Genomic DNA, 15,292 nt, shown 5'->3' on the forward strand with positions numbered 1-15,292 from the left:
GCGGTCGATCTGGCAAGAGTTCTTAAATCGGTTACCTTCATGTCCTCCAATCCGGCAGGCAATGAAACTTTTGTCACTTCCGGTCGCTGTTTCGGTTCCGGTTTCGCTTTTGGAGGAGTCACCGGTTTTGCACTTTCAGTCACAGCCGTTTTAGTAACTACAACTTTCGGTTGAAGCGGTGGTGAAGGTACATCTTTCGAAACAGGTCGGGGTGGTTCTCCTGATGACTTTGGGGTCACAACAGTAGTTTCCCGTGATTTCTCAATTTTTACACTCTCAACAGGCTCCGCTTTTTCAATCACACCCGGAACAATAAAATCCAGTTGCAGATCAGGGCGGGGTATAACATGGGTGGATACAAGTTCACCAACCCGCGAAGCAGCGGCTGCACCGGCTTCCACCGCCGTTTTCACAGCCGCTGTTTCACCAATTATTTTAATTGTTATGAGTGCCGGATTGGTTTTTTCTCTCCCGATCAGTTTCACATTGGCTGCCTTGCACATCGCATCGGCAGCTTCAATGGCTCCTACCAATCCTTTCGTTTCTACCAATCCCAGTGCGGGTTGCTGTTTCAATTTTGTCCTGCTTATTTTGGTCTGTTAGGAATGATCAGTTCTACATCGCTGTGTGGTCTTGGAATTACATGAACAGATACAAGTTCACCAACTCTCTGAGCTGCAGCAGCACCGGCATCCGTGGCTGCCTTCACAGCACCGACATCTCCGCGTACCATTACAGTTACATAACCACCACCGATGGTCTCTTTTCCAATCAATTCAACATTGGCGGCTTTAACCATTGCGTCTGCAGCCTCGATTGCGCCAACCAATCCTTTTGTTTCGATCATTCCTAAAGCATCTAATGCCATTATCTTCTCCGAAATTTATGTTATTTTGAACTATAAAATAGTCAGTAGAACAATAATAGTCAATTTAATTCTTACTATTGTGGCAATTCTACCGTAAAAAACATTGAAGTACCCTTGCCCGGGGCACTTTTACACCAAATTCTGCCGTTCAATTTTGTAATGAACTCGTAACACAGCGTCAAACCAATGCCGGTGCCGGCTTCATTTGCCGTTCCATGGCGGGAGCGAATTCCCGGTTTAAAGAGCTCTTTTTGAATCTCCTCGTCCATCCCGATCCCCTGATCGCTGATTCTAAAGACCGCATGATTTTTTTCCTCTCTTATCTCTATCTCAATCTGGCTTCCGGCTGGACTGAATTTAATCGCATTGGAAAGAAGATTGCGGATAACAGTTTTTATCATCTCCTCATCAGTATAAACAACTACAAGAGCATTCCCCGAGAAATCCACTTTGAGATTCTTCCCGATCAGTTGCCCTGCAAGTTCACCAACCACCAGGGTGGCGAGGTCATTTAAGAGTACCACATCTTTGCAGACTGAAAGTTTTCCGGTCTGACTTCTCGCCCAGTTTAATAAATTCGATAACAGGCCATAGGTTGATCTCGACACATTTTCAATCTGACTCAGGAAATAAAACCGCTGCTTCTCCTCGAGTGAGTTCATATCCTTCAATAACAGTTCGGAGAAAGAGATAAGAACATTGAACTGGTTCTTTAAATCGTGCGCAATAATCGAAAAGAATTTATCCTTTGTCGAGTTGAGTTCACCGAGCCGTTTGTTCATTTCCATAATTTTATCTTCAGCCTCGAGCCTCTCTTTGATGCTTCTGAGTACTGTAAGAATAGCGTTTTTCCCCCGAAAACTCACCATTGTCAGAGACATTTCAACCGGAACCGGATCCCCTGTTTTTCTCCTTAACAGCCGGGATGACACCACAGAATCGTGGGTCATAATCTTTTCAAGCTCTTCCGCATTCTCTATCTGCTCATCACAAAAAACAGTCGAGAAGTGTTTCCCGGTAATTTCTGATTTCTTAAAGCCGGTCGTCGACTCCCAAATATTGTTGACCTCGAGAATTTCTCCTGTCTGTCCGTCAATCAGCATGAGATAATCGAGCATCTCATTAAAAATCTCCCTGTAGCCGTCGGCTTCCTTTTCACCGGATTTTACCGGAGCGAATGAATCCATTATCAAACCAGAGCTTTATTTATATCGTCCTCACTCCACGAGTGGGAGTTATCAATGGCATCATAAATTCTTTCGGAATTTTCCACCACGGTGTACATCTTCAAATGATCCCTCCCCAGAAAATCCTCACTCACTGTGTGCTCCATAAATTCGAGCCATTTATCGTAAAAACTGTTTACATTTACAATCACCACAGGATTTGTGTAATGACCGAGTCGCTTCATCGTAAGAACCTGATAAAGTTCTTCCATGGTACCACTTCCTCCCGGCAGCACGACTATTGCGACGCTTCCTTCAATCATTTTTAATTTCCGGCTCTCCATATCACCTGTCAGTTCAAGTGAGGAAATGTCGTCTCTTCCCCATTCCAAATCCATCATAAACTCAGGAATTATTCCCGCCACTCTTCCACCTGCCGACAGGGCACCGTCAGATACAGCTCCCATCAGTCCGTGCCGCCCTCCTCCGTACACAAGAATATCATTGTGTGAAGCAATGGTCTCTCCCAGACGAAATGCATCCGAAAGGTAAACTGCCTTCGATTTGGTGCTTGAAGCACAGAAAACGGCTATTCTTCTATCCATCGATTTTATTAAATTCAAAATTGAAATATAGGTATTTCAAAAATTCCCGTAAACATAAAAATAAATTATTGTCGTCACATCTGAAGAATGGTAAAATGTCTATATTTGCAGGAACTTATATGCATTTATTTAAGTAAAACCGACATGAAAACATCAAAATTAGTAACAATTATAGCATTGTTCGTGGTTTTTGCCCTTTTTCCACAATCGCTGGTGAAGACAAAAGCCGGGATCCTCGTTTCATCAGGAAATGACCTGGTTAAACTGAAATCAAACTCCACACTAAAAATTGGAGATAAATACAGAATACTTCTTCAACCTGATTCCGGTGGATACGGTTACTATGTTCTCGTAAGCGGGAAAAGTGCCAAATCACTTTTTCTTGGAAGGGCGTATAAAAATCAGATACTTGCCTACCCCGGCAAGGGCGATTTTGTCAAATTCCCCTCAAAAGGCGATCACCAGCTCTTTCTGATCTATTCACTCAAGAAAATATCCGATATTGAATCGTTGTTTAAATCGAAGGATGAAGCGAAGGCGGATGATTTCCTGAAACTTGCGGGGAAAATTAAAAAGCAGACCAAGCAGAATGTTACAGATGATTCACAGGTCGATATCATCATCGCAGGAAATGCCAGAGGCAATCAGGATGTGCTCGACAAGGATTTCCTGCAAAAAGTAAAACCCTTTGCAACAAAGGATATCCTTTTGCTGGAATACAAAATAAAAGTTAAATAAGTCTAAATCAGAGCAGGGATTTTGACAAAAAATTTGGAGCCGTTCCCCTCTTTGCTTTCAAAGTAGAGGTCGCCTCCATTCTTGAGCATGAATTCTTTTGACAGAATCAGACCAAGGCCTGTGCCCGATTCCCCGTCTGTACCCTCACGCGAGACACGATATCCCAATCTAAACATCTTCCTCTGTGAGTCTTCGGAGATACCAATACCGCTGTCAGCCACAAACACAGTGACGAAACCTTCTTCGACTGTATGACCGACATGTACAACCCCGCCTTTTGGTGTAAACTTCAGTGCATTGGTAATCACATTCCTGATCACAGTGTCCACCATGTTTGCATCTGCACACACGGAGAGCCTCTCATTCACAGAATTAATCATATTTATCTCTTTTTTGAGAATTTGTGACTCACACAATTTCAATATTCGTTCAATGGTCTCCTGAAGATCAAATGGGACAGGTTCAAAATCCATGTTGCCTGTGCGGAGTCTGCTCCATGCAAGAAGATTTTCGATGAGATTGTAAACAAGTTGAGCCGATTCATACATCCTCACAGAAAAATCACCCAGGTCTTCCTTGCTTATCTCTTCATAATATTTAGCGATATACTCGGAAAAACCGAGGAACCCGGTGAAGGGATTTTTAAGATCGTGGGCAATTAAGGCAAAGAACTTGTCCTTTGCCACATTCTGCTCTTCAAGTTCGAGGATAGTCCTCTCAAGGTCGTTTTCCGCCCCGTTTTTATGATCCGAAAGAGATGGTGGCGGGTTTTGAGCGAGGATTCTTTTATAGAGATTTAATCTTTTTTCAACCAGAAGATTATCTGCCGGAAAGACAAGATGATCAGACATCAATTCCCTCGAATGAGCGCTTAGCAGCCGCACTTCTGTCGATCCTGATACAAGCACAAGTAATTTCCCTGAGCCGGCTTTCCCGCTGAAGAAATTGAGCGCATCTTCAACCAGCCATGTGTCCTTGGTGAAAAAGATGAAAATCACCGATACACCGGCAAAACTCTGCGATTTATAGTTCGAATAAGTAAATGATTTTGCGGAAAACCCGCCCGGAGAAAGCAACTTTCCGAAAAGACTCATATCTATCAAGTCTTCGCCGATTATAACGGCAGAATATTTTATCGTCTCTTCCATAAGTATCTTTTGAGCGGCATTCCGGATTCTATGAAAATTTTGTGATTAATGGAAACGAAAATATAAAAAACAATCACATAATTGTGTAATTTAAGACCGGGAGAGTAATTATTTCAATATGTTTTTTGCGACATCTCAAATTTTAAAAGTGAATGCAGAATTATTTGTAGATTTAAGCCATGGTTTTCTATTTAGTTTTGTATTGAATCAGTGAATAGAAATTATTTTAATTTACACTTGCTGTTAACTAAATTTATTATATATTTCAGATGGAAATTTTATTTAGTTCGACCAAACTACAAAAATTGGCTAATGATCACAAAAAATGCCAAAAAGAATTGGGAGCTGTCGGTGCAAAAAGATTCAACATGCGCATGTTGGATTTAAGAGATGCAATTTCTCTCGAGGACCTCAGAAATGCTCCAGGGCGGTTCCATGAATTGAAGGGAAATCGAAAAGGGCAATGGAGTTGCGACTTGGATCATCCATATCGATTAATTTTTGAACCGGTTGAAAAGCCAATCCCAACTGTTGAGTCAGGTGCTTACATCTGGGCTCAAATAAAGAAAATTAAAATAATTGAAATTGTTGACTATCATGACTAAAGAACTTAAAAATCAGTATTTCCCACAGATTGCTTTCCATCCGGGTGAGACTTTAGCTGAAAAGCTGGAAGAACTTAAGATGAGTAACAAAGAATTTGCCATTCGAACCGGTAAACCTGAAAAAACTATTACAGCTATTATCAATGGTGAGAGTTCGGTTACTCCGGATATGGCAGTCATTTTCGAAAATGTACTTAAGATACCCGCTCATTTTTGGATGGCCAAACAACGGCATTTTGATGAATTCAAAGCCCGTGAAAAAAGAAATGAGCTTCTAAAAGACAGTTTTTCGTGGATGAGAAAATTTCCCGTAAACGAGATGATAAAAAAAGGATGGTTCCCCGAGGTCAAAACTACAGAGGGTAAAACAGCCGCCCTGCTTAATTTTTTTGCGGTTTCATCGAAATCTGCGTGGGAAAACTACTATCTGAATCAAGAACTCAAAATTGCATTTAGAATTTCGCTTTCTCATTCGAAGGAACCATACGCTATTTCAGCCTGGTTACGAAAAGGAGAGATAGAAGCAGAAAAGTTGCCATCATTCGAGTTTTCATCAGGAAAATTGAAATCAACACTCCCGGAATTAAAAAAACTAATGGCAGATCACCCCGACGACTTTTTCGATAAATTAAGAGAGTTGTTACTCTCCTCAGGTGTTAAACTGGTCTGCACTCCTTGTTTGCCAAAAGCTCCGATAAATGGTGCGACCCGATGGTTGGCTGGAGATACTCCATTAATTCAAATATCGGGCAGGTATAAAAGAAATGATATTTTTTGGTTTACGATTTTCCATGAAATTGGACATATTCTGCTCCATGGGAAAAAGGATATTTTCCTGGAGAATACCGATTTTCAGGATAAAGAGAAAGAGGAAGAAGCAGACAATTTTGCTATAAAATGGACGCTGACAAAAGAGCAGGAGAAAGAAGTCCTCGCCGATTTACCTCTAACAACTGGGAAAATTTGTGAATATGCCGTAAAATTTGGCACTCATCCTGCAATCATTGTTGGTCGCCTGCAACACGAAGGATTTATCAACCATAATGTTGGTGCAAATTTAATTGTACCGATACATATTGGACAAATATAAAACCTGACAAAATCAAGAGAAAGAAAAAATGCCGGCTCCGGAAATTAAATTTTGGGATGAAATCAAAAAGAACGAAAAATTGACGGGCATTCGTTGTCTGAAGATAGATAGAGATGAAGTTTAAGCTTTAAAGAATAAGGATTCAGTTTTTTGCTTTTGACATTTGATTTTTGAATACGGTGTCGACTTCATTAAGAGTTGGAAGTTTGGATGAAAAGCCATCCAATTGTATCTGTCTGCAGAGCAATTTCCTGCCCGTCGTTTATCTAAATTTTTACAGTGTGATTGTAAGTATCCAGCTCATCCTGCAGGTCATTGATTTGCCCTGTAAGCGAATCAATTTCCTTCTGGACAAAAATACTGTCCATTTGGGCTGATCTGATCTCTTCCTGGCTTGTTCCGTCAAACCGGTTCTTGACAAAAGATCTTCCCTCGAATGTGTCCACTTCTTTCAAAAATGACACTATTGCCTTCAACTCGCTCAGTCTAAAAATTTTATTAGCCACAGAGCTGTTCAACCGGGCTATATCTGTTTTAATTTCTATAAGTTTATTGGTCAGCTCCAACAGATCAGCATACTGTTTGCGTACATCCCATTTGCTCACATTATTATTTTGAACAATGTTTTCGGATTCTATCCTCCTTTTCACATCATTTATTTTTGTGATGATGGTGTTTTTTTCTTTCAGCAATTTTGCAAGTGTTTTCATCTTGGTTCCTGTAATATTTTGTTTTTACCAACTGCGTTCCCGCTTAAAACTTATTCCTTTGAAGTATGTGGCAGGTTCCGGACTGCCCGGCTACCGTCATCTGAATTAGTAGAGTAAAATTAAATTGAGTTTTCCGGAAATCCTCCAATAAATCACTTTATTTTAATAAATATATGTAAGGTTTTTGATACAGCGAAGAGGGTATGCTTGATAGATTCTTTTTGAACGGAGATTGGATACCCTTAAATGCTGTCGAGATAGCTGAAGCAGGCGAAGGTTTTGTTGTTGTAAAGGTAAACGAAGGCACCGAATATCTGAACCTGCTGGCTCCCGAAAAGGGAGAGCAAATTATTAAGTCCGGCAAGTAATCACCCGATTTAAAAACAAAAAACCCTGCAACAATTTATATAATAAAGAGTTACAGGGTTTTTTCGGGTGGAGATAAGGGGAGTCGAACCCCTGACCTCTTGAATGCCATTCAAGCGAATAACCCATACAGCTTAACAACTTAACTGTTACTGTGCTATTTTTGTGCTAATATTTTGATGTAACATAAGGTACATCATAATGAAACTTTCAAAGCGTGCATCAAATGGAATGTATTATATAACCTACATTCAGGATGGTAAGCAAGTAAGATTTTCAACAAAAACATCTAATCAAAAAATTGCCAATGAAATATTTAAAAAATTTCAGACTGGTAATTATATACCAACCGTTGAATTAAAAAAGGAATCCGTAACTACTAAAAAAAATACAGTTCATTATTTGGTGTTTCAGTATCTGAAATATGCTGAAAAACATTTCACCAGTGAAACAATGGTATCTGTAAAATCTCATATGAAAACCTTATTAAATAAGACTCCCCAAAATATGGATATAACTGATTTAACCTTTCAAAAACTGAATGAGATTGTAAATAATCAGTGTTCACCATATCAATCCCTTTTATGCAGGAATTATCTGAACATGCTTTTTAACTGGTTAATCGACAATGGATATTTTACTGGTGTTAATCCAGTTGCTAAAATTAAAAAACCAAAGATAGTTCAAAAGTTACCTTGTTATATTGGTGTGCCTGAACTTGAATTAATCTTGAATGAAACTAAAAATCTAAATTTTGATATTAGATCATTAACATTTGATATCACTCTTTTTGCATTTTACACAGGAATGCGACTTAATGAAATTACATCATTGCAGTGGAATCAAGTTAATTTTGATACTGGAACAATTAAACTCGATAACCAGACTTCAAAAACAAAGAGTGGTAAGGTTAGAGTAATACCGATTTCATCTAAAATTTTACCAATGTTACTACATCGGTATGAAAATAGATCACTGGATACCATGGTATTTAATCATTCATTTAGCACTAAAAATTTTAATGACCTTATATCTAAAAATTTTAAAAAGTGCATCAAAAGACTTCCCCAACTGAATCAAAAAATACATTTTCATACCCTTAGACATAGCTTTGCATCCCAACTAATATTACATAATGTAAATCTGCTGGTAGTAAGTAAGTTGATGGGTCACAGTAAACTTTCAACAACTTTAGTATATGCACATGTACAAGATAATTTGTTAACCGATGCAATAAACACACTATAAACTCTGAAAGGATATAATTATATGTAAAAAAGGAATTTCATATGAATAACAATAAAATTGCCATGATAATAATGGCTGTGTTAACCGTACTAATTGTTTGTTATTTTATATTCAAACCAGTTGATAAACCTGAAACAGTTTACATTAAGGGAAAAGATTCAGTAGTAACCAAATCAGATACTGTAATCCAGTTCGTACCTAAATTTATCGTAACGGAAAAAATCATTAGTGACACCGTACATATTACCCACTTCCAAACTGATTCCAGCATTGTCCGTGATACTGTGATACAAAATATGGATACAGTAATTGCCACTATTACCACCTATCCAAAGGTAGATAGTTTGAAATATAATTTGGATTTACGATTATCTGAAAGATTAACTACTATCCATGATAGTATCTGGATCACTAGAGTGGATACTGTAAAAACTTATAAAAACACACAGGATTGGTGGGATACATATATTGTTGGAACATTAACCACAGTAATTATTGCTGTAATTGCATTTTTTGGATTAAAATAGTAATTTTGTTATTTTAGTCAAAAAAAATGACTTCGTAGGAAGCCCTACAACGAACGATCTTTTTTTAGACATAGTAAACCATGCCTAAAATATGTGTGTCTTTTAGGATTGTTCCTATGCAATCTGGGTGGATTTTAAGATAAAAATATTAAAAGTACAACTATAAATTATCTATGTTTTATGTAAATATATAAAAGGTTAAAAATAAGATAATAATCTTATAAAAAATAAAAAGCACACCTTAAAATTAATTAAAATGTGCCTTTTGAGGGATTTAAAATATTTGAACTAAATCTAAAGTTGTTTGATTTTTTTCCACATCAATTTTTAACATCCTGCAACGATATGTGTAAGTATCCAGTTCTCTTGCAATTGTATAATAATCCATATAGTCCCAGTCTATACCATTAACTGTAATTACTGTATTCCGTCGGTTCGTTAGTACATTAGATGCAATTGGCTCTGTTAGGACATCCGCAAGATTACCAAATGCACTTCCACCATCCACACTAAATTCCGTAATTATGTAATTGGCATTATATCTTATGTCTCCGGGATAACCACCAACATAATTACCACCTGCATAGATATTGTGGACATTAAGTGTTTCCACCTGTGAACTGTTTGCAATAGTTCCATCTGCATTATAAGTAACAATGCCCTCTGTGTAGGTGTTATCTAAAAGCCATGTTGTACCGTTCCAACTCCATACTTTTACCACCAATCCATCTTTTCCTAAAATAGTTCTCGTATAATGATCTATTGTCTGTTCTCTTGTAATTGAAGTTGTAGTTTTCCCAGATATTTTCCAACGAGACTGTAAATAATATTTATTTTCCAGTCCAACTGTAAATATTAATCCTAATTCCTTTGCAAGATTTTTTAGTGTATCACCTAACTGTGCAGGAGCATTATTTGCATATCCTGTGCTAAACCAATAAGGATTTACGGTTGTTAAGTAACTCGTAAATGTTGTATTATTATATCCATCAACTGTGCTATAAAAAAATCCACCTAAACCATCATCATATCGACCTATAATATTTTCATCAACAATTAGTGTGTTATAATGCGGACTAAGATTTTGATACTCAAAAAATTTATCGTAATAATACCATATAAAGTAATTGTTTGTCATCGGAGCAGTTGAACTTATATTAAAACCAAGTGGATTAGTTTTTGAATCCGTTGATTTTGTTATAAATGATGCAAAAGACACATTTATTTTAATACTATAATTATATGGATTAATTTCCGTCTGCACTGGGTCTACATATCCTTTAAAATATGTTGAACCATCCTTTGTTATAGTTACTTCGGTGGTATAGATCGTAAAAAGGTTAAAAAACAAATTTAAATTTTGTTCAGTTAATGGTCTGATTGCAATCTCCAAATCCACATTTGGTGGTAAATTAAAACTTTCATCTAAGTCACTCTGTGAACCAATAGAGAACTCACCTAATTTTAGTAACACACAATCTGAATAAGTTGCAGATGTTGGGGAATTAGATACTAAACTAATAGACCAGTCCCCTGTTGCAAGATGTCTGGGTGTAATATTTACTGTTACTGCCATATTTTTATATTCCTAACCTTCCCTGTAATTGTGTATTCCTTTCCACAGCCACAATTAAATCATTTCCTTTAATTTTCAAATGTCCAATTAAACCACCCTGATTTGCATTATAATTTGTGACTTGATTAATTAATTGCTTTGAATAGCTCATAAAATCTCTCTGTGGAGCAATTATTTCCGCACCAGCCTCACCCACGAGTCCTAAAGTAGGTTTAGATACTAATCCACCTTTTGCATATGCAGGAACTTCCACAGATGCAATTGTTGCAACATTTGCCAATCCAGATGCAATTACCGCAGCAGCTTGTATTTCTCCCCACGGTGGAAGTAATAACAGTGCTTTTGTAGCAGCAGTATAAGTATCCATTATTACCTGTGCTATAGCAAATGCTTTATATGCCAGTGTATGCTTTGCGAATAATTGCCCTATACTACTTAGTGCATTAGATATAATTCCAATTTTTGCATCCTGTGTTTGCTGTTCTATGTCTTTACTGGCATTTGCATAATTTTCATCGTACAATAATTTAGTTTCCAGATAAGACTTGTAACTATCTGCCTTTAATTTATCTATACTTAATATTGCACTATTATCTGGACTTAATCCACTATCCAACAATCTTTGTTTTTCAGCATTTAGTTCACCTTCCAATTTTAACCAATCTGTGCCTAAACTTTCCATCGCTTTTGTATATTTTGAAAAATTGGATTTTTGTTGATTTGCTAATGCATCAAAAATTGACAATTCGTATTTTGGATTTTCATCTCTCTGCATTTGTGCAGATTTAATAAAATTATCTGCTTTATTTTTTAATTGGATTTCATGAACCTTGTTAATAACATCCGCTGGAATTCCAAATATTTTTGACAAATCATCCTGTGAACCAAATCCACCTAATAATGTCCTACCAAAAATGTTATCATTATATTTTTTGAATTCATTTGTTAAATTTTTTAACTCTTCATTATTTTTTAGTATTTCATTGTAAGTTGAATTTTGTTGACTTGAATCTAATTGACCAAATTGTTCGGAATTTGAATATTGTGACATATAAGTTCTTTTGCGTTCCAAATAGTCTCTATACTGTTGTAATCGCTGTAACAATGTAGCATTTTCATTTTCAACTTGCCACTTAGACCAGTCTTTTTCAATCTGTTCCAGTGCATCTTTTTTAGCTTCCTCAAATAATTTTAGTTCATCGATTGCCTCTTTTTTAGCCCCTGCATTTGGAGTGGGAGTGGTTGTTGTTTTTTCATTTTCAGTAGCAGTCCCACCAGTAGTCCAAGTAAATGAGTCCATACCATAAGATGTTGTACCTAGTGCAGTATTTACAAGTTGATTTTTAAACTGTCTTAACTCTTCATCGAGTTTACTGAACATACTTTTTATTTTATTAAATGGGTCATCAAATACTTTTGAAGTTTCTAATGCTGCTTTTTCAAATTGACCAGTTATAGCATAAAATAATGCTTTACCCATAGTACCAATAGCAGATATCAAATCCCAGACAATTGCTATCATAAACCCAAAATGATATCCCATTAATTTTACTGCTTCAACCACTAACATAAAACCAACTGCAATTCCTCTTGCTATAGCCTGTAAAGGAGTTAGTTTATCTTTTAGACTGGTGGATTTCCCACTGGCAGTTTCCATACCGCCACTTAAATCATCTATGGCTGGCATAAGTGCTAAAACTAATTCCTGTGTAAAACCCTTTGCAGCATTAGTTAAAGTTGTAAGTGAATCGTTAAATCTTTCAGCTTTTTTAGCACTTACTGAATCAAAAGTTATCCCCAAATTTTCCGCTTCAATCATCTGTGCTCTTATTGCTTCACTTCCACCATTAAGTAAAGGTATCATGTCTGCACCTGCTTTACCGAATATCTCTGTTGCTAAAGCAGTCTTAGTTGCTCCATCTTCCATTCCTGCAAATGCATCTGCAACATCCATTAATATAGTCTCGTTACTTTTTAATGTACCGTTACTGTCTTTTAGATTTATGTTGAGTTTTTGAAATGCAGGTGAATTACCGTCTACTGATTTTGAAAGTTTGATGAAAGACTTTTCGAGTGTCTCTAATGAAACATCTGATAATTCAGCGGCATATTTTAGTGCAGATAACGATTCAGTTGAAAATCCAGTTTTAGATGACATCTTAGATATTTTATCCATTGTGTCTAAAGTGTCTTTCATTTGTGTACCAAGATATGCAAATGCTGTACCAAGTGCAGCTACACCGAGTGAACCATCTTTAGCCATCTTTTTAATTTCAGACCCGACATTGCCAGCAACTTTTTTAAATTGACTGTCCTCTGCTGTAAATTTATATCTTACTTCATTTTGTGCCATATTAATTTATCCTCTTAATACTATCCCTGTGGGAATACATTTCATTAATAATTTTTTGTTTTTTCAAAATAATCCAGTCATACACTGTTTTATAACAGGTATCTAAAATAAAAGGGATGGCTTTAATGTCACCATCCCCTAAAAAATAGAGTAAACTATTGATATCATCAAATAGAGTTACTTCAAAATTTTCAACTTTATTTGATTTTGTTATTGACTGTATATCAGATGCGACATATTCCATCTCATCATTTAATCTTTTATTTTCTCTTGAAAAGATTTCATCATTTTGTTTTTTTTTGAAATATATTGTGCGAATATGTCTAATAATTCCTCTTCGTCACATTCCATTATGTCTTTAATATCACTTCCATCATCTTCACAGGCGATTGCATTTATGATAAAAGGCATATTTTCTTCCAGTCCGTCTGCATACCAATTTGCAATTTTTTGGCTGGTTTTTAAAGTAATTTTATCTCGTAATTTCATTTTTGTTTCCCTCAAAAATTTAATTTAAAAAAATAGTTGGGTGGGTTTAATCCCACCCTAAATTAATTATAATGTATAGGTATAAGTGTTTGCAACATCTGCATAGCTTATTTGATCCAATGGTATTTTCCCTTTGAAAGTTAATTTCAAAAACCTGTCATCTTCACCAAATGTTGCCATATTTTTTAGTGATAGAACACCAACCTGAAATTCATGTACTTCATGTGCACCAGTTGAATTCCTTTCCTGTATTTTCACCCCAGGAGCAAAATTTGTCTTAACAAGATCATTAAGTGCTTTGTATTTTGTTGGAGATGCATTTAGTATAGTATACTCTGCTGTGGCTTCCAAATAGTCTACCACAGATTTGTTGTATACATTTTTACGACCAACAGTTTTAAGTGTAAATGATCTTTCCTTTATTTCCTCACTTTCAAATGCAACGGTGTAAGCACTTCCTGATGTGGCTTTATATCCGACCATACCAAATGCTGGTGAAAAATATTGTGCAGTTTCAAACTGATAACTTTCAGACAGCCCCAAAGATGAACTGGCAATTAGTGTATTTGTTACCATTGCATCTGTTATTACCGAACCAGATGTAAAATCAAATTTACCCTCTAAAGTAATTTTGGCAACTCTTTCCTGCCCAGTAAAAGTATATTCATAATCAAGTCCTAAATAATTTGAACCTGTTATTTGTAATACACCAGATGTTGACGGAGTTAGAACAGCTTCAACTCTTGTTTCACCTGTTTTAGCATGATTAAGCAAATAGTATCCTAATGGTCTACCGATATTATGTGCAGATGCTTCAATTTTAAATGACTTATACAGTGGAAGTTGACGACCTTTTACATCGTCTACTGTTTCATCATCTATAATTGCACTTCCTGCTGTACGGATGTTCAAATCTATTATATTTGCAGCATTAAGATCACCTTCTGTTACTGCAGCATTCCATATTACAAGTCTTTTTATACCTGCTCTACTGTTATTTATACTCATTTTTATTCCTCTTTTTTAATTTTTATAATAATAAATATTGTTTTTTTAGTTTAACAATGTGTGTCCGGGTCAAATGATTTTTGACGGAAATATGCAGTTAAATTAATGTTCCCAGTTCCAATTATTTTTTCCTCTCGTTCAATTGTAATTTCATTTCCAGATATGAAAAATCTGATAGATGGATATAGTGTTCTTAATGTTTCATAGTTATTGCCTATCATTTTTTCCACATCTAATACAGCATTTCTTAAATATCTCAATGTGTCTGTACCTTTCCGTATCTGTATGATAATATCAAATGATACACTGCCATCTACTGGATATACTAAACTAAAATTTCCTGTGTCTTCAAAATTTTGAAACTTGTCTAAAATATAAACTTGTATTTCACTTTCATTTGCAACATCTGATTGATATTCATTGATGTAATTTCCAATGTTAGTTGCATATCCTGAACCAGTTGTAATTGATTTTAGACTACCTGATATACTGTTGTAAAGTTCCTCTCTAAAATACATTATACACCCCTCAACATGTGTGTGTAAATTCCGTGGTCTTCAACTATAAAATGAACTGTATAATTAGTTCCTCTTACTGTACAGGATGTTCCAACTGCATATTTAGTTTTTGCCATAAAACCTATCTTACTTACAGATGTATCCAATCCAACAAAATTAACAATGTCACTTTCAGTTAATACAATTCCTTTTACAGTTGCTGTATTAATTATAATATCCTCTTCAAATCCTGAATTAAAAAACACATCTATTATATTATTATCAAAATACATTTTAA

18 protein-coding genes, 1 tRNA gene and 1 pseudogene are annotated in these 15,292 nt (G+C 36.0%); 6 read left to right on the forward strand and 14 right to left on the reverse strand.

All coding sequences use genetic code 11. The annotated features are described in order from the left end of the window. Window positions 1–305: 305 nt before the first annotated feature. From LCH52_03695 to LCH52_03710, 4 genes and pseudogenes are all read right to left on the reverse strand, one after another. Window positions 306–575: pseudogene (locus LCH52_03695) on the reverse strand (BMC domain-containing protein). 11 nt (window positions 576–586) lie between these two features. Then, a complete protein-coding gene (eutM, locus tag LCH52_03700; GenBank protein MCA0387579.1) occupies window positions 587–868 on the reverse strand; it encodes an ethanolamine utilization microcompartment protein EutM in 282 nt (93 codons plus the stop codon). A 74-nt stretch (window positions 869–942) separates the two neighbouring features. After that, on the reverse strand, window positions 943–2,055 hold the full coding sequence (locus LCH52_03705; protein MCA0387580.1) for a PAS domain-containing sensor histidine kinase: 1,113 nt from the start codon (window positions 2,053–2,055) through the stop codon (window positions 943–945). Between the two features lie 2 nt (window positions 2,056–2,057). Beyond that, window positions 2,058–2,639, reverse strand: coding sequence for a TIGR00730 family Rossman fold protein (locus LCH52_03710; protein MCA0387581.1), 582 nt, complete (start codon window positions 2,637–2,639; stop codon window positions 2,058–2,060). Between the two features lie 144 nt (window positions 2,640–2,783). Here LCH52_03710 and LCH52_03715 point away from each other — a divergent pair, with 144 nt between their 5' ends. Next, window positions 2,784–3,377: a hypothetical protein gene (locus LCH52_03715; GenBank protein MCA0387582.1), complete on the forward strand. Its 594-nt coding sequence runs from the start codon at window positions 2,784–2,786 to the stop codon at window positions 3,375–3,377. A gap of 2 nt (window positions 3,378–3,379) precedes the next feature. On the opposite strand, the gene LCH52_03720 is transcribed toward LCH52_03715, so the two are convergent. Continuing rightward, window positions 3,380–4,525 carry a HAMP domain-containing histidine kinase gene (locus LCH52_03720; GenBank protein MCA0387583.1) on the reverse strand — a complete coding sequence of 382 codons (1,146 nt, stop codon included), beginning with the start codon at window positions 4,523–4,525 and terminating at the stop codon, window positions 3,380–3,382. Between the two features lie 269 nt (window positions 4,526–4,794). Between LCH52_03720 and LCH52_03725 the strand changes: the two genes are divergently transcribed. Beyond that, a complete protein-coding gene (locus LCH52_03725; GenBank protein MCA0387584.1) occupies window positions 4,795–5,130 on the forward strand; it encodes a type II toxin-antitoxin system RelE/ParE family toxin in 336 nt (111 codons plus the stop codon). Next, window positions 5,123–6,220, forward strand: a complete 1,098-nt coding sequence (locus LCH52_03730) for a HigA family addiction module antidote protein (protein MCA0387585.1) — start codon at window positions 5,123–5,125, stop codon at window positions 6,218–6,220. Before LCH52_03725 ends, LCH52_03730 begins: the two co-directional genes overlap by 8 nt. Before the next feature lie 266 nt (window positions 6,221–6,486). Here LCH52_03730 and LCH52_03735 read toward each other — a convergent pair whose 3' ends face one another. Then, window positions 6,487–6,930 (reverse strand): DIP1984 family protein, encoded by a 444-nt coding sequence (locus LCH52_03735; protein ID MCA0387586.1) that lies wholly within the window; start codon window positions 6,928–6,930, stop codon window positions 6,487–6,489. Between the two features lie 203 nt (window positions 6,931–7,133). Here LCH52_03735 and LCH52_03740 point away from each other — a divergent pair, with 203 nt between their 5' ends. Next, complete coding sequence (locus tag LCH52_03740) at window positions 7,134–7,298, forward strand: hypothetical protein (protein ID MCA0387587.1); 165 nt, start codon at window positions 7,134–7,136, stop codon at window positions 7,296–7,298. A gap of 68 nt (window positions 7,299–7,366) precedes the next feature. On the opposite strand, the gene LCH52_03745 is transcribed toward LCH52_03740, so the two are convergent. Further along, a tRNA-Ala gene (locus tag LCH52_03745) sits at window positions 7,367–7,438 on the reverse strand. Between the two features lie 59 nt (window positions 7,439–7,497). On the opposite strand from LCH52_03745, the gene LCH52_03750 reads away from it, so the two are divergent. Both LCH52_03750 and LCH52_03755 read left to right on the forward strand, forming a co-directional pair. Further along, complete coding sequence (locus LCH52_03750; protein ID MCA0387588.1) at window positions 7,498–8,544, forward strand: site-specific integrase; 1,047 nt, start codon at window positions 7,498–7,500, stop codon at window positions 8,542–8,544. A 41-nt stretch (window positions 8,545–8,585) separates the two neighbouring features. Continuing rightward, the gene (locus LCH52_03755; GenBank protein MCA0387589.1) at window positions 8,586–9,071 is read left to right on the forward strand and encodes a hypothetical protein; all 486 of its coding nucleotides are present in this window, start codon (window positions 8,586–8,588) and stop codon (window positions 9,069–9,071) included. Window positions 9,072–9,345: 274 nt separating this feature from the next. Here the strand turns inward: LCH52_03755 and LCH52_03760 are convergent, their stop codons facing one another. The 7 genes from LCH52_03760 to LCH52_03790 all read right to left on the reverse strand — a co-directional run bounded on the left by LCH52_03760 (window position 9,346) and on the right by LCH52_03790 (window position 15,287). Then, complete coding sequence (locus tag LCH52_03760) at window positions 9,346–10,647, reverse strand: YdhH/YoaO family protein (protein ID MCA0387590.1); 1,302 nt, start codon at window positions 10,645–10,647, stop codon at window positions 9,346–9,348. Between the two features lie 4 nt (window positions 10,648–10,651). Then, the gene (locus LCH52_03765) at window positions 10,652–13,000 is read right to left on the reverse strand and encodes a hypothetical protein (protein MCA0387591.1); all 2,349 of its coding nucleotides are present in this window, start codon (window positions 12,998–13,000) and stop codon (window positions 10,652–10,654) included. Between the two features lies 1 nt (window position 13,001). Beyond that, a complete protein-coding gene (locus LCH52_03770; protein MCA0387592.1) occupies window positions 13,002–13,244 on the reverse strand; it encodes a hypothetical protein in 243 nt (80 codons plus the stop codon). Between the two features lie 8 nt (window positions 13,245–13,252). Further along, entirely contained in the window at window positions 13,253–13,489 is a 237-nt protein-coding gene (locus tag LCH52_03775) for a hypothetical protein (protein ID MCA0387593.1), read from the reverse strand. A gap of 66 nt (window positions 13,490–13,555) precedes the next feature. Then, window positions 13,556–14,497 (reverse strand): hypothetical protein, encoded by a 942-nt coding sequence (locus tag LCH52_03780; protein MCA0387594.1) that lies wholly within the window; start codon window positions 14,495–14,497, stop codon window positions 13,556–13,558. 50 nt (window positions 14,498–14,547) lie between these two features. Next, the gene (locus LCH52_03785) at window positions 14,548–15,015 is read right to left on the reverse strand and encodes a hypothetical protein (GenBank protein MCA0387595.1); all 468 of its coding nucleotides are present in this window, start codon (window positions 15,013–15,015) and stop codon (window positions 14,548–14,550) included. Continuing rightward, window positions 15,015–15,287 carry a hypothetical protein gene (locus tag LCH52_03790; protein MCA0387596.1) on the reverse strand — a complete coding sequence of 91 codons (273 nt, stop codon included), beginning with the start codon at window positions 15,285–15,287 and terminating at the stop codon, window positions 15,015–15,017. The genes LCH52_03785 and LCH52_03790 overlap by 1 nt, the downstream gene beginning before the upstream one ends. Between the last annotated feature and the right edge of the window lie 5 nt (window positions 15,288–15,292).

Source organism: Bacteroidota bacterium (assembly GCA_020161395.1).
Classification (GTDB): domain Bacteria; phylum Bacteroidota; class Ignavibacteria; order Ignavibacteriales; family Ignavibacteriaceae; genus UTCHB3.